Origin of the sequence: Propionivibrio sp. (assembly GCF_017995515.1) — a bacterium.
In the GTDB taxonomy this organism is placed as follows: domain Bacteria; phylum Pseudomonadota; class Gammaproteobacteria; order Burkholderiales; family Rhodocyclaceae; genus Propionivibrio.
In genome coordinates this window covers 1-12,607 of record NZ_JAGOIT010000048.1, presented here as the reverse complement: position 1 = coordinate 12,607, position 12,607 = coordinate 1, and the positions used below count along the sequence as shown (strand labels likewise).

General features: G+C 61.9%; 12 protein-coding genes and 1 tRNA gene. 10 read left to right on the top strand and 3 right to left on the bottom strand.

The window, feature by feature from the left end; all coding sequences use genetic code 11:
* Positions 1–4: 4 nt before the first annotated feature.
* Both KBA32_RS09630 and mutM read right to left on the bottom strand, forming a co-directional pair.
* Positions 5–1,960 carry a dynamin family protein gene (locus tag KBA32_RS09630; protein ID WP_294358089.1) on the bottom strand — a complete coding sequence of 652 codons (1,956 nt, stop codon included), beginning with the start codon at positions 1,958–1,960 and terminating at the stop codon, positions 5–7.
* An 88-nt stretch (positions 1,961–2,048) separates the two neighbouring features.
* A complete protein-coding gene (mutM, locus tag KBA32_RS09625) occupies positions 2,049–2,876 on the bottom strand; it encodes a bifunctional DNA-formamidopyrimidine glycosylase/DNA-(apurinic or apyrimidinic site) lyase (RefSeq protein ID WP_294358086.1) in 828 nt (275 codons plus the stop codon).
* A gap of 96 nt (positions 2,877–2,972) precedes the next feature.
* Between mutM and KBA32_RS09620 the strand changes: the two genes are divergently transcribed.
* The 10 genes from KBA32_RS09620 to KBA32_RS09575 all read left to right on the top strand — a co-directional run bounded on the left by KBA32_RS09620 (position 2,973) and on the right by KBA32_RS09575 (position 12,102).
* On the top strand, positions 2,973–4,721 hold the full coding sequence (locus tag KBA32_RS09620) for a tetratricopeptide repeat protein (protein ID WP_294358084.1): 1,749 nt from the start codon (positions 2,973–2,975) through the stop codon (positions 4,719–4,721).
* Positions 4,722–4,756: 35 nt separating this feature from the next.
* A complete protein-coding gene (gene lolB / locus KBA32_RS09615) occupies positions 4,757–5,341 on the top strand; it encodes a lipoprotein insertase outer membrane protein LolB (RefSeq protein ID WP_294358082.1) in 585 nt (194 codons plus the stop codon).
* Positions 5,342–5,370: 29 nt separating this feature from the next.
* Positions 5,371–6,222 (top strand): 4-(cytidine 5'-diphospho)-2-C-methyl-D-erythritol kinase, encoded by an 852-nt coding sequence (ispE, locus tag KBA32_RS09610; RefSeq protein WP_294358132.1) that lies wholly within the window; start codon positions 5,371–5,373, stop codon positions 6,220–6,222.
* 53 nt (positions 6,223–6,275) lie between these two features.
* Positions 6,276–7,922, top strand: coding sequence for a fatty acid--CoA ligase (locus tag KBA32_RS09605; RefSeq protein ID WP_294358080.1), 1,647 nt, complete (start codon positions 6,276–6,278; stop codon positions 7,920–7,922).
* 164 nt (positions 7,923–8,086) lie between these two features.
* Positions 8,087–8,163: transfer RNA gene (locus KBA32_RS09600), tRNA-Gln, on the top strand.
* 105 nt (positions 8,164–8,268) lie between these two features.
* Positions 8,269–9,201, top strand: a complete 933-nt coding sequence (locus KBA32_RS09595; protein WP_367113769.1) for a ribose-phosphate pyrophosphokinase — start codon at positions 8,269–8,271, stop codon at positions 9,199–9,201.
* A gap of 69 nt (positions 9,202–9,270) precedes the next feature.
* Positions 9,271–9,876 (top strand): 50S ribosomal protein L25/general stress protein Ctc, encoded by a 606-nt coding sequence (locus KBA32_RS09590; RefSeq protein WP_294358074.1) that lies wholly within the window; start codon positions 9,271–9,273, stop codon positions 9,874–9,876.
* 78 nt (positions 9,877–9,954) lie between these two features.
* Positions 9,955–10,536, top strand: a complete 582-nt coding sequence (gene pth, locus KBA32_RS09585; protein WP_294358072.1) for an aminoacyl-tRNA hydrolase — start codon at positions 9,955–9,957, stop codon at positions 10,534–10,536.
* 77 nt (positions 10,537–10,613) lie between these two features.
* Positions 10,614–11,705: a redox-regulated ATPase YchF gene (gene ychF, locus KBA32_RS09580; RefSeq protein ID WP_294358069.1), complete on the top strand. Its 1,092-nt coding sequence runs from the start codon at positions 10,614–10,616 to the stop codon at positions 11,703–11,705.
* A 214-nt stretch (positions 11,706–11,919) separates the two neighbouring features.
* Positions 11,920–12,102, top strand: coding sequence for an Arm DNA-binding domain-containing protein (locus KBA32_RS09575; RefSeq protein ID WP_294358066.1), 183 nt, complete (start codon positions 11,920–11,922; stop codon positions 12,100–12,102).
* Here KBA32_RS09575 and KBA32_RS09570 read toward each other — a convergent pair.
* Positions 12,092–12,496 (bottom strand): sigma 54-interacting transcriptional regulator, encoded by a 405-nt coding sequence (locus KBA32_RS09570; RefSeq protein ID WP_294358129.1) that lies wholly within the window; start codon positions 12,494–12,496, stop codon positions 12,092–12,094. The two genes, KBA32_RS09575 and KBA32_RS09570, sit on opposite strands and share 11 nt — an antisense overlap.
* Between the last annotated feature and the right edge of the window lie 111 nt (positions 12,497–12,607).

The window sequence follows — 12,607 nt, the reverse complement described above, 5'->3', positions numbered from 1 at the left end:
CCTCTCAGGCCGCGCTGCGTAGCGCTTGTGCTTCGAGCGATTTGCCCAGGAGATGCTGGATCCGGTGGCCGGCTCTTTCGATGGCGTGGATCTGTGCAACGAGGTTGCTTTCGACGTGGCTCAACTCGTCGATGCGGTCTTCGAGCGTGTCGGTCGCCTGATGGATGCGCTTGATGCTCTCCAGCCGGCGCTTCAGCTGAATCTGGTGCTCGCGCACCTGCGTCTCCATCGGCGCCATGATCGCCTTCAGCCATGACTCCGCGTCGTGGTTGGCCTTGTCGAAGGCGCGCCGGACCTGACTGGTCACTTCCTCGAAGAACTTCTGCGTGACCTTGTTCTTCTCGTGCGTCATCAGCTGGAACATGGTGTTGAGGTGCGTATCGCACCACAGTTCGAGGCGTTGCACTTCCTGTTGGTGGCGGATCAGCGAGAAGCTCGTCGGCGCACCGAGCTTGAGCCCGTGCTCGACGGCGAACCTCTTGTAGATGGCTTCCATCATCGACAGGATCTCGTTGATTTCGTCTTCCGAGTTGTCGAGGTTGGCGCGTGCGACGTTGAAGAAGTTTTTCATCGCCGCGGACAGCGTTTTCGAGAACGTCGCCTCATGCATGGCCTCGCGCGTGGAGGCGGTCAGCTGGCGCAGGGCGTCGAGCCCGAGGTGTCCGAACAGCTTGTTGGTCATTTGCGAGAAGATGCTGCGCACGGCGTAGTAGCGCTGCAGTCCGGATTCAAACTCCTCCTTCTCGACGCGCACCTTGCCCATCATGTACTCGACGACGCCCTTGTTCTTGCCGCGCAGTTCGTTCAGTTCGCCGAGCTGCTCGCGCAAGCCGGCGAGGCGCGATTCGAGGAGACCGCGCGAACGCATGTAGATGTCCGAAAATTCGGCGTCGGTGTTGTCGCGGACGATGTCCTGCTTGGCCGGAATGAGCTCGTTGGACAGCGCCAGCTCAAGCTCCGGCAGGCGGCTGCGTTCAAGCAGTGCGTCGTCGCCGTTGATCTTGGCAACCAGTGCCTTCTGCGCTGAAATCGGGAAGATCTGGCTAGACGGCAGGTCTAGCGTCCACGCGCAGCTGTTCGTCTGCTTGGTGATCTCGGCGTCGATTTCGTCTTCCGACTTCAATTCGTCCCACATCGCGTCGATCTTGTTGAGCACGACGAGACGCCCTTTCTTGCGTCCACCCGGCGCGCGAATGTGCTCGTTCCAGATCGACAGGTCGGATTGCGTGACGCCGGTGTCGGCGGCGAGGATGAACAGGACGGCGTGCGCGTTGGGCAGAAGCGACAGCGTCAGCTCGGGCTCGGTGCCGACGGCGTTGAGACCCGGTGTGTCGAGGATGACCAGCCCCTGTTGCAGCAGGGGATGCGGGAAGTTGATGATGGCGTGGCGCCAGCGCGGGATCTCCACCGTGCCGTCCTCGGTCAGCCGGATCAGCGACGAGTCCTTGTCGCCGCGCGCGAAACCGTACTTTTCGGCGACCTCCGGTGCGACGTTGATGACTTCGCTGACCGAGCGCAGCGCTTCCTGCATCGCTTCGGCCGATTCGGTCTCGAGCGGGACGACGCTCCATTCGGTCGGAAAGCGCTTGTATTCGCTGATGCTGGCGTTCGATTCGCGGGTTTCGATCGGCAAGAGTTCGATCGACGGCGGCTTGTCCGGGTCGAATATCAGCTCGGTCGGGCACATTGTCGTCCGGCCGGCGGTCGAGGGCAGGATGCGGCTGCCGTAGTAGGGGAAAAAGATGGCGTTGATCAGCTCGGACTTGCCGCGCGAGAACTCCGCGACAAAGGCGACGTTCAATCGGTCTTCACGCAGCTTGTCCATCATCTGCGTGATGCGCAGATCGGTCTGCGCGTCGCTCAGCTCATTCTCCGAGAGCCATCGCCGGAAGGCTTCGAGGCTTTCCGACAGTTGGGCGCGCCAGGTGCTGTAGGCGGCGAATTGTTGCGATAGCGTCATGTCAGGGTCCGGCGAAAACAAAGGCTTTGACTCTACCACAAAGCCTTGTCCGATCAATTACATGCGCGTATTCGCTTGATGTGGATTCTCAGTGCTGGCAGCGCGGGCAATAGAACGTCGAGCGGCCGGACTGGCGAATGGCCCGGACCGGCTGGCCGCAGGTCGGGCAGGGCTGACCGGCCCGGTCATAGACCGCGCAACTGAGCTGGAAGCAGCCGGCGCCGCCGTCGCTGTGTACGTAGTCGCGCACGCTGCTGCCGCCGGCGGCGATCGACGTCTCCAGCACCGTACGGATGGCCGGCGCCAGCGCCCGATAACGCTCGCGGCCGATGCGGTTGGCGGCGCGCAGCGGGGAAATGCCGGCGGCGAAGAGACTCTCGGCGGCGTAGATATTGCCGATACCGACGACGAGATGGCTGTCCATGAGCAGGGGTTTGATCGGGGTGCTGCGCCGTCGCGTCTGTTCGTAGAGCCAGTCGCCGCTGAAGGCGTCGGTCAGCGGTTCGATGCCGAGGACGGCGATGAGCGGGTGGTTCTCAATGGCTTGGCCTTCGTGCCAGAGCAGGGTGCCGAAGCGGCGCGGATCGCGGAAACGCAGCGTCGTGGCCGTGAAGACGAGATCGACGTGATCGTGTTTCTGCGGCGCAGTTCCCGGCGCCACGAGGCGCAGGCTGCCCGACATGCCCAGATGCAGGAGCAGCCAGCCACCGCTATGCCGGCTTTCGCAGTCAAACAACAGGTACTTCCCGCGTCGCTGGATGGCGTCGATGCGCAATCCGGTCAGGCGCGATGACAGCTGGCTGGGGATTTCGTGACGCAGCTTCGGTGCGCGGAAAACGGCGTCGACGATGCACTGCCCTGGCAGAATGGGCAGCAGACCCCGGCGGCTGACTTCGACTTCAGGCAGTTCCGGCATTGCCGCTCCCGATAAAAGTCCATAACATGTGCTAAACCAATATGACGCAAACGACTCCAAGCAGTTCCAGTCTGTCCGGGTTGTTGCGAGGATTCCATGAAATACTTTCGAAGTACTCTCCTCTTCGCCGCGCTGGCGGCCTTGTTCAGCCAGCAAGCCTTGGCCGCCGATGAAGTCACGCCGGCCAAGAAGCGGCCGCCGGCGAAGGAGGCCAAGCGGCCCGTGACAAACAACCCCAAGTCGGCGAGCGAGCAACTGCTCGATCAAAGCGGGCAGCAGGTATTCCAGGTGCTGGTCGCCGAAATGGCTTTGCAGTACGGTGATACCAGCCTGGCAACCAAGGCCTACTCGGATTTGTCCTTGCGTACGCGCGACCCGCGCGTGCTTGAGCGAACCGTCGAAATTGCCGGTTACGCCCGGCGCTTCGATATCGCGCTCGAAGCGGCCAAGCTGTGGCTCGACGTCGAGCCGGATTCGGTGCGCGCGCAGCAGATGCTGACCAGCATGCTGATCATGTCGAACCGGATGGACGAACTGGCTCCAACGCTGATCCGCATGCTCGAGATGGACAGGGCGGCGCTTGGCGCCAATCTGCTCGGACTGAACCGCATGTTCGCGCGCAACGAGGACCGGGTCGCCGTCTTCAACCTGATTGAGAAGGTCTGCCGCCCATTCTTCGGCGTGGCCGAAGCGCATTACGCGGTGGCGATCGCTGCGAATTCTGCCGCCATGCACGAGCGGGCGCAGGCGGAGGCGAACCGGGCGCTTGAGCTGCGTCCCGAATGGGAAATGGCGGCACTGCTTCAGGCGCAGATCGCGGCACGTACGTCGACGGCACAAGCGATTACGTACCTGCAGGCGTTCGTTGACCGCAATCCGATGGCGCGCGACGTGCATCTGCAGCTGGCTCGTGCGCTCGTCGGCGAGAAGCGCTACGACGAGGCGCGCCAGCACTTCAATCAGCTGCTGAAGGGCTTCCCGAATAATCCCGACGTTGTCTACCCGGTCGCGCTGCTGGCGCTGCAACAAAACGACCTGGTCGTCGCCGAGACGCAGTTCAACCGCCTCCTGACGCTTGATATCCCCGACAAGAGCATCGCCTATTACTACCTGGCGCAGATTGCCGAGGAGAAGGGCAAACTCGACGAGGCGCTGGGGTTGTACGCCAAGGTTGAAAGCGGTGACCAAATGGTACAGGCGCGCATGCGCAGCGCGCAGATCCTGGCTGGACAGGGAAAACTTGACGAAGCGCGCAAGCTGCTGAGCGAGGCCAGCACCGGGTCGGAGGAGCAGTCGATTCAGTTCGCCATCGCCGAAGCCGCACTGCTGCGCAAGGCGAAGCAGCCGCAGGCGGCGTTCGACCTGCTCGACGCACGGCTTGAACAGCAGCCGGACAACGCCGAACTGCTCTACGAGACGGCACTGCTCGCCGAGCGGCTGGATCAGCTCGAAATCATGGAGCGCCGGCTGCGCCGGTTGATCGAATTGCAGCCCGGCTACGCCCAGGCCTACAACGCGCTCGGCTATTCCTTCGCCGAGCGCGGCATTCGCCTGCCGGAGGCGCGCGAACTGATCGACAAGGCGCTGACGTTGCTGCCGAACGACACCTTCATTCTCGACAGTCTGGGCTGGGTGCTGTACCGCCAGGGTGATCTTTCGGGTGCGCTGGCGACGCTGGAGCGTGCCTACGGGATGCGCGACGACCCGGAAATCGGTGCCCATCTGGGCGAGGTGCTCTGGGCCCTTGGGCGCAAGGATGACGCGCAGAAGCTCCTGCGCGCCGCACAGAAAAAACATCCGGACAACGAGCCGCTGGCCGACGCTGTCAAGAAGTTCGCCGACTGAAGCCGATGGCGTCGAATCGTACATGTGTGCGCCTCATGCGCGCAGTCCTGCTGATGCTGTCCGTAATTCTGGTGACGGCGTGTGCCGTCGTGCCGCCGTCGTCTCCGGTGGACGTGCCGGCGCGTGCCACCCTCTCGGCCTTCTCGCTCGAAGGGCGTTTTTCGCTGCGCAACGAAGACAGGAACTACGCCGGGCGTTTGAGCTGGCGCCATGCAAGCGGCGATGACCAGGTGCTGCTTTCGTCGCCGCTTGGGCAGGGATTGGCCGAGATCGTCAGCGACGCGAACGGCGCGCAGCTGACGACGAGCGACGGCAAGGTCTATGCCGCCATCGATGCCGAAACGCTGACCCGCGACGTACTCGGCTATCCCTTACCGCTGGCGCAGTTGACCGATTGGGTGCGCGGTCGCCTGCGCGATGCCGACGAGTCGGCCTTTGACGCGTTCGGGCGCCCTGTGAGCCAGCGTGCCGCCCTGTGGCGCATCGAATACGGTTATGAAAACGACGATCCCGCGGCGCCGCCCAACCGTATCTTTGCCGAGCGTATGGGCGGTGGGCTTGAACTGCGCTTGCGCATCGACGAGTGGAGCCGCATCCCTTCTGAAGCGAGCAATCCTTGAACAACAAGCATTTGGCCTCCGGGCGCGAAATCCAGCAGTGTGCATGGGACTGGCAGAGCACGTATCCGGCGCCGGCAAAACTCAACCTGTTCCTGCACGTCGTCGGCCGGCGCGCCGACGGTTATCACCTGCTGCAGACGGCGTTTCGTTTCGTCGACCATGGCGACAGCCTGTACTTCGCGCCGCGTGACGACGGCGAGATTGTCCTCGTCAATCCGCTACCCGGCGTGCCGCCTGAGAGCGATTTGACGGTGCGTGCGGCGCGTCTGCTGCAAACGGAAACCGGTTGCCGGCAGGGCGCGGAAATTCGCGTCGAGAAACGTCTGCCGATGGGCGGCGGTCTTGGCGGCGGCAGTTCCGACGCGGCGACCGTGCTGCTCGCGCTCAATCACCTCTGGCAAACCGGTTTGTCGCGCCGGCGCTTGCAGGAAATCGGGTTGACGCTCGGTGCCGACGTGCCGGTCTTCATCTTCGGGCAAAACGCCTTCGCCGAAGGCGTCGGCGAGGCGCTGCAGCCCCTGGATTTGCCACCGGCCTGGTACGTTGTGCTGGAAACGCCGGTGCAAGTCCCCACCGCGGCGATCTTCGGCGTCCCTGAACTCAAGCGCGATTCGTCGGCTATGCATGCCGCCGACTGGCGGCCGGGACTCGGGGCGAACGACCTGCAACCGGTGGCTGTCGCGCGTTTCCCGGTTGTTGCCGAGTATCTCGCCTGGCTTGCGGCCTACGGCGACGCGCGCATGACCGGTTCAGGTGCCTGCGTCTTCGCGGAGTTCGCCAACCGTGACGCGGCCGAAGACGTCCTGCGAAAGATGCCTGCGGGGATGCGCGGCTGGGCGGCGGCAGGTCTCGCGCGGCATCCGTTATTCGGGATCGCTTAGCGGCGCCAAAGCGCTAAGATGGCGCCTCAAAACCATCGCCATCGAGATCCACCATGCCCGTCAAGATCATCCAATCAACGCCGTCGGCCTACGCCTATCCGCTGCTGATCAAGCAACTGCTGCATACGCCGCTGGCGACGGCGCCGGATCAGGAAATCACCTATCAGGGCAAGCTGCGCTACAGCTATCGGACCTTGCACGAGCGTATCGGCCGTCTCGCCAACGCGCTGGCGAGCCTCGGCGTCGAGGCCGGGCAGACCGCCGCCGTCATGGACTGGGACAGCCACCGCTATCTGGAATGCTTCTTTGCCGTGCCGATGATGGGTGCCGTGCTGCAAACGGTGAATGTGCGCCTAAGCCCGGAACAGATTCTGTTTACGCTCAATCATGCGGGCGCCGACTTGTTGTTGGTCAATCGCGATTTTCTCGGTCTGTTGGCGCCCATCGCCGATCGCCTCAAGACCGTCAAGCGCTTCATCCTGCTCGACGACGAACTGACCGCGCTGGAAGCGCCCGTGTCGTTCTCCGGCGAATACGAAGCCTTGCTGGCTGACGCCGATACGGCCTTCGATTTCCCCGATTTCGACGAGAACGCACAGGCGACGGTGTTCTACACGACCGGAACGACGGGTTTGCCGAAGGGCGTCTACTTCAGCCACCGTCAACTCGTCCTGCATACGCTCGGCGTCGCCACCTGCGTCGGTAGCGCTGCGGCGCACGGCCGTCTGCATCGTGAAGACGTCTATATGCCGATCACGCCGATGTTCCACGTCCACGCGTGGGGATTCCCCTACATTGCGACTTTGCTCGGGCTGAAGCAGGTCTATCCGGGGCGTTATCTTCCCGGCGCGCTGTTGCAACTGATCGAGCGCGAGAAGGTGACTTTCTCGCATTGCGTACCGTCGATCATGCAGATGCTGTTGAGCCATCCCGGCGGCGAGGCGGTCGATCTGTCCAACTGGAAGGTTCTGATCGGCGGCTCGGCGATGTCGCCGGTGCTGGCTGCCGCAGCACTCAAGCGCGGCGTCGACGTGCTGACCGGCTACGGCATGTCGGAAACCTGTCCGGTGCTGACCATCGCGCATCTCTCCCGCGAGGATTTCGCGACGTCGCCCGAGGAACAGGCCGCGCTGCGCTGCAAGACCGGTCTGCCGCTGCCGCTCGTCGATCTGCGCATCGTCGATGCCGAAATGGCCGATGTTCAGCACGATGGCGAGGCGACCGGCGAAGTCGTCGTGCGTGCGCCGTGGCTGACCCAGGGCTATCTCGACGCGACGCAGGCCTCGGCCGAACTCTGGGCAGGCGGCTACCTGCACACGCAGGATATCGGCAACATCGACGACCGCGGCTACGTGAAGATCACCGATCGCATCAAGGATGTAATCAAGACGGCGGGGGAGTGGACGTCGTCGCTCCAGCTCGAAGACGTGGTGATGCAGCACGAGGCCGTCAGCGAGGTCGCTGTCATCGGTCTGCCTGACGAGAAATGGGGCGAGCGGCCGCTGGCGTTGGTTGTCCTCAAGCCCGATTTCGAAGGCCGCGTAAGCGAGAGCGCGATCCGCCATTTCGCCGCACGTCTCGTCGAAACGACCGGGATTTCCCGCCACGGCGTGTTGCTGCAAGTGCGTTTCGTCAAAGCGCTGGCCAAGACCAGCGTCGGCAAAATCAATAAGCGCGAGATGCGCGAATCCTTTGTTTAAGCACGGTGCGCCGAAGGCGCGATGACGATGGCGAGTGTTGTCGGTACCCGCCGAGGTGGTAAGTTGTATCACTCGGCAAGTGCTTGGATGATAGCTGTTGTTTTTTTTAAAAACTCTGTATAATCCGCGCCTCGCTTGCTAGCTCTTGTCTTGCAGGCAGCCGCTGGGGAGTCGCCAAGCTGGTCAAGGCACCGGATTTTGATTCCGGCATTCGAAGGTTCGAATCCTTCTTCCCCAGCCACTCAGTTTCTCTCAAACCGGGCGGGTAGGCAGCTTGCCTACCCGTTTTGCTTTGATTCGACGTCTTTCAGTTGCCAGGGAGTGGCCTGTGGCCTACGACAGCTTGATGGTTTTCACGGGTAACGCCAACCCGAAGCTCGCCGCAGAAGTCGTCAGGCGTTTGAATATCTCCCTCGGCCGAGCCAATGTCGGGCGCTTCTCGGACGGTGAAATTACCGTCGAGATCCAGGAGCACGTGCGCGGCAACGACGTCTTCATCCTGCAATCGACCTGCTCGCCGGCCAACGAAAACCTGATGGAGCTCCTGGTCATGGTCGATGCGCTGAAGCGCGCGTCGGCCGGCCGGATCACCGCCGCCATCCCGTATTTTGGCTACTCGCGTCAGGATCGCCGCGTGCGTTCGGCGCGCGTGCCGATCGCCGCCAAGCTGGTCGCCGACCTGCTCACCGCGGCCGGCGTGCAGCGCGTGCTGACCATGGACCTCCACGCCGAGCAGATCCAGGGCTTCTTCAACATCCCGGTCGACAACATCTACTCGTTGCCGATCATGCTGGCCGACGTCTGGAAGAAGGATTTCGACAACTTGATGGTCGTCTCGCCAGACGTCGGTGGCGTCGTGCGCGCCCGTGCGCTGGCCAAGCGCCTTGAGTGCGACCTGGCGATCATCGACAAGCGCCGCCCGAAGGCCAACGTCTCCGAGGTAATGAATATCATCGGCGAGGTCGAAGGGCGGACCTGCGTGCTGATGGACGACATCGTCGATACCGCCGGCACGCTGTGCAAGGCGGCCGCCGCATTGAAGGATCGCGGCGCCAAGCGCGTGGTTGCCTACTGCGTGCATCCGGTGCTTTCCGGCGCTGCGATCAGCCGGATCAATGACTCGGCCCTCGACGAACTGGTGGTGACCGACACCATTCCGTTGTCGGAAGAGGCGCAGAAGTCGCCGCGTATTCGCCAGTTGTCGGTCGCCGACGTGCTCGCCGAGACAATCCGCCGCATCAGCAATGAGGATTCGGTTTCGTCCTTGTTCATCGAATAGTCTTTTTTAACCCCCTGCCTGGTCGCGGGCAGGGTTTGTAGTACCTGTTGTATCTCTTTAGGAGCTGTCATGAAATTTGAACTGAATGCAAGCAAGCGCGAACTGCAGGGGTCCGGAGCGAGCCGCCGCCTGCGCCGCGCCAACAAAGTCCCGGGCATCATCTACGGTGGTACGGCTGCCCCGGCCCTGATCGAACTCGACCATAACGACATCCTTCTTGCCCTGCGCAAGGAAGCGTTCCACTCGTCGGTTCTCTCGCTCAATATCAACGGCACGGTCGAGACCGTTCTGCTGCGTGACTCGCAGATGCACCCGTACAAGCCGCTGGTGCTGCACGTCGATTTTCTGCGCGTCGATGCCACGCACGCGATTCACCAGAAGGTGCCCCTGCACTTCGTCAACGCCGACATCGCGGTCGGTGTCAAGCTTAGCGGCGGTGTCGTTTCGCACGCCATGAACGAAGTCGATGTCGCCTGCATGCCGCAGGATCTGCCGGCCTTCATCGAAGTCGATCTGAAAGATCTCGAAGGTGGTCAGACGCTGCACGTTTCGCAACTGTCTTACCCGAAGGGTGTCAAGCCGGTCATGCACGGCGAAGACGATCCGGTCGTCGTGGCCATTACGGTCAAGAAGGCTGCCGCTGCCGAAGGCGAAGAAGCCGCTCCGGCCGCTTGATACATCGTTCCTGAATGACGGGCCGCCGTATGGTTTTCACCTGCGGCGGCTTTGTTTTGTCAGAGCAGATTGCGAACCATGCCCATCGTTGTCCCACGTCTTGTCGTTGGTCTCGGGAATCCGGGAGCGGAATACGAAGATAATCGCCATAACCTCGGTTTCTGGTTTATCGACCGGCTGGCGCAGGACCTCAAGGTCTCGCTTGCGCCACAAGGCAAATTCTTCGGCCATGTCGGCCATCTGGGTGATCTCTGGCTGCTGAAACCGACGACGTTCATGAATCGTTCCGGTCAGGCGGTCGTTGCACTGGCGCGTTTTTACAAGATCATGCCGGACGAAATCCTCGTCGTGCATGACGAACTCGACCTGCAGCCGGGCGTCATCCGCCTCAAGCAAGGCGGTGGAAATGGCGGACACAACGGGCTGAAGGACATCCAGGCGCATCTGACGACGCCCGATTTCTGGCGCTTACGTTTAGGGATCGGTCATCCGGGCGAGCGCAACGAGGTCGTCAATTACGTGCTGAAAGCGCCGCGCCGTGAAGAACAGGAACTGATCGACCCGGCCATCGACCGTTGCCTGCTTGCGTGGCCAAAACTGGGGGCCGGTGACTACGAGGCCGCGCAGCGCGTGCTTCACCCCAAGGGTGCTTCCTCGTGATGCTGTAGGCAGCATTCAGGGCGCACACCAAAGCCGCTTAACGAACGAAACAGAATGCAACAGACAGGAAATACACCATGAGCCTCAAATGCGGAATCGTCGGGCTGCCCAACGTCGGCAAGTCCACCCTCTTCAACGCGCTGACCAAGGCCGGCGTGGCCGCGGAGAATTACCCCTTCTGTACGATTGATCCGTCGGTCGGCGTCGTCGAGGTGCCGGACAAGCGGCTTGCGCAACTGAGCGCGATCGTCAAGCCGCAGCGTGTGGTGCCGGCAGTGACCGAGTTCGTCGATATCGCCGGACTGGTCGCAGGGGCGTCGAAGGGCGAAGGGCTGGGCAACAAGTTCCTGGCCAATATCCGTGAGACCGACGCCGTGCTGCACGTCGTGCGCTGCTTCGCCGATGACAACGTCGTGCACGTCTCGGGCGGCATCGATCCGATCCGCGATATCGAGGTGATCGATACCGAACTCGCACTCGCCGACCTGGCGACCGTCGAAAAAGCGCTCAACCGCTACCGCAAGCCGGCAAGCGCCGGCGACAAGGAGGCGAAGATCCTCTGCGCTGTGCTCGACAAATGCTTCGCGCAGCTTGATCAGGGCAAGCCGGTACGCGCGCTTGATCTCTCGAAGGAAGAATGGCTCAACCTCAAGCCTTTCTGCCTGATTACCGCCAAGCCCGTGCTCTACGCGGCGAACGTCGCCGAAAACGGCTTCGAGAACAATCCGCACCTCGACGCCGTGCGCGCCCATGCGGCTGGCGAAAACGCCGAAGTCGTCGCCGTCTGCGCGGCGATCGAAGCCGAGATCGCCGACCTTGAAGACGAAGAAAAGCAACTCTTTCTCGCCGACCTTGGCCTCGACGAGCCAGGTCTCGATCGCCTGATCCACGTCGGTTACCACCTGCTCGGCCTGCAGACCTACTTCACCGCCGGCGTCAAGGAAGTGCGCGCGTGGACGATCCACAAGGGCGACACCGCGCCACAGGCCGCCGGCGTCATCCACACCGACTTCGAGCGCGGCTTCATCCGCGCGCAGACGATCGCCTTCGCCGACTTCATCGCCTACGCTGGTGAGCAGGGCGCGAAGGAAGCCGGCAAGATGCGCGCCGAAGGCAAGGAGTACGTCGTGCAGGACGGCGACGTGCTCAACTTCCTCTTCAACGTCTGAGCCAAACAGATCATTTCTGGATATTTCCAGAACTTGCGGTTGTGCCGATTATAGGCGATCAAACCCCGGTATTACCGGGGTTTTTCATTTCTGTGGATTTCTCGTAATTGCTTGGCCTTGCTGCCATAAAGTGCCTACGCCGGTGTATACGGAAGTTTGATTGTCAGAGAATTGGTGTATATGATTCGATCACCGTTCGCTTCCTCACACCACTATGCTTACAGACGCCCACTGCCGTGCCGCCAAGCCCAAGGAGCAGCTTTACCGCCTCAATGACTTACGCGGCCTCTATCTCGAAGTCAAACCAAATGGCGTCAAGGCCTGGCGTTACCGCTTCAAGCTAGCGGGCAAAGGTTCATGGTTTGCGCTTGGGGACTACCCGGAGGTTAGCTTGTGAGCGAGAGAACCTCATCGATATCCTCGGCGGCTATTTCCTCTCCTGGCGCCCAGATGGACGCTCTCAAAAGTGCGTTGTGCAGCTCCCTCACATTGCCCGGCCAGGCGTGGCGAAGCAGAATATTTCTTGCACCAACAGACAATGTCTTATGTTTGAAGCCCGGCTGTGAAGTTGCTTCGCGGTTGATCTGTGCCAGCAAAGCGTCGATTAATAGATTGAGGTCCCCTTCGCGAGCGCGCAGGGGAGGCAACGCCAAGATGCCAACCGCGATTCGATGAAACACATCCTCTCTGAATCGCCCAGCCCGAACTTCTTCCGGCAGAACTCGGTTAGTAGCGGCGACGATGCGCACATCGATTCTTCGGGACTTACTGCCCCCTAGGGAAACGCTGATTTATTCCACCCTACGATGAGCAGCGATGGCCGCGGGATGAGAAAATGCGGGAAGAGTGACAGCGGATAGGCGAGATGACGAAGCAAGCGAGTTTTTCCGAACTGGAATACG

Excerpts from the sequence above, each read along its gene's own strand:
- KBA32_RS09630 (WP_294358089.1), bottom strand. The coding sequence starts at position 1,960 with ATGACGCTATCGCAACAATTCGCCGCCTACAGCACCTGGCGCGCCCAA.
- mutM (WP_294358086.1), bottom strand. The coding sequence starts at position 2,876 with ATGCCGGAACTGCCTGAAGTCGAAGTCAGCCGCCGGGGTCTGCTGCCC.
- KBA32_RS09620 (WP_294358084.1), top strand. The coding sequence starts at position 2,973 with ATGAAATACTTTCGAAGTACTCTCCTCTTCGCCGCGCTGGCGGCCTTG.
- lolB (WP_294358082.1), top strand. The coding sequence starts at position 4,757 with ATGCGCGCAGTCCTGCTGATGCTGTCCGTAATTCTGGTGACGGCGTGT.
- KBA32_RS09605 (WP_294358080.1), top strand. The coding sequence starts at position 6,276 with ATGCCCGTCAAGATCATCCAATCAACGCCGTCGGCCTACGCCTATCCG.
- KBA32_RS09595 (WP_367113769.1), top strand. The coding sequence starts at position 8,269 with ATGGTTTTCACGGGTAACGCCAACCCGAAGCTCGCCGCAGAAGTCGTC.
- KBA32_RS09590 (WP_294358074.1), top strand. The coding sequence starts at position 9,271 with ATGAAATTTGAACTGAATGCAAGCAAGCGCGAACTGCAGGGGTCCGGA.
- pth (WP_294358072.1), top strand. The coding sequence starts at position 9,955 with ATGCCCATCGTTGTCCCACGTCTTGTCGTTGGTCTCGGGAATCCGGGA.
- ychF (WP_294358069.1), top strand. The coding sequence starts at position 10,614 with ATGAGCCTCAAATGCGGAATCGTCGGGCTGCCCAACGTCGGCAAGTCC.
- KBA32_RS09575 (WP_294358066.1), top strand. The coding sequence starts at position 11,920 with ATGCTTACAGACGCCCACTGCCGTGCCGCCAAGCCCAAGGAGCAGCTT.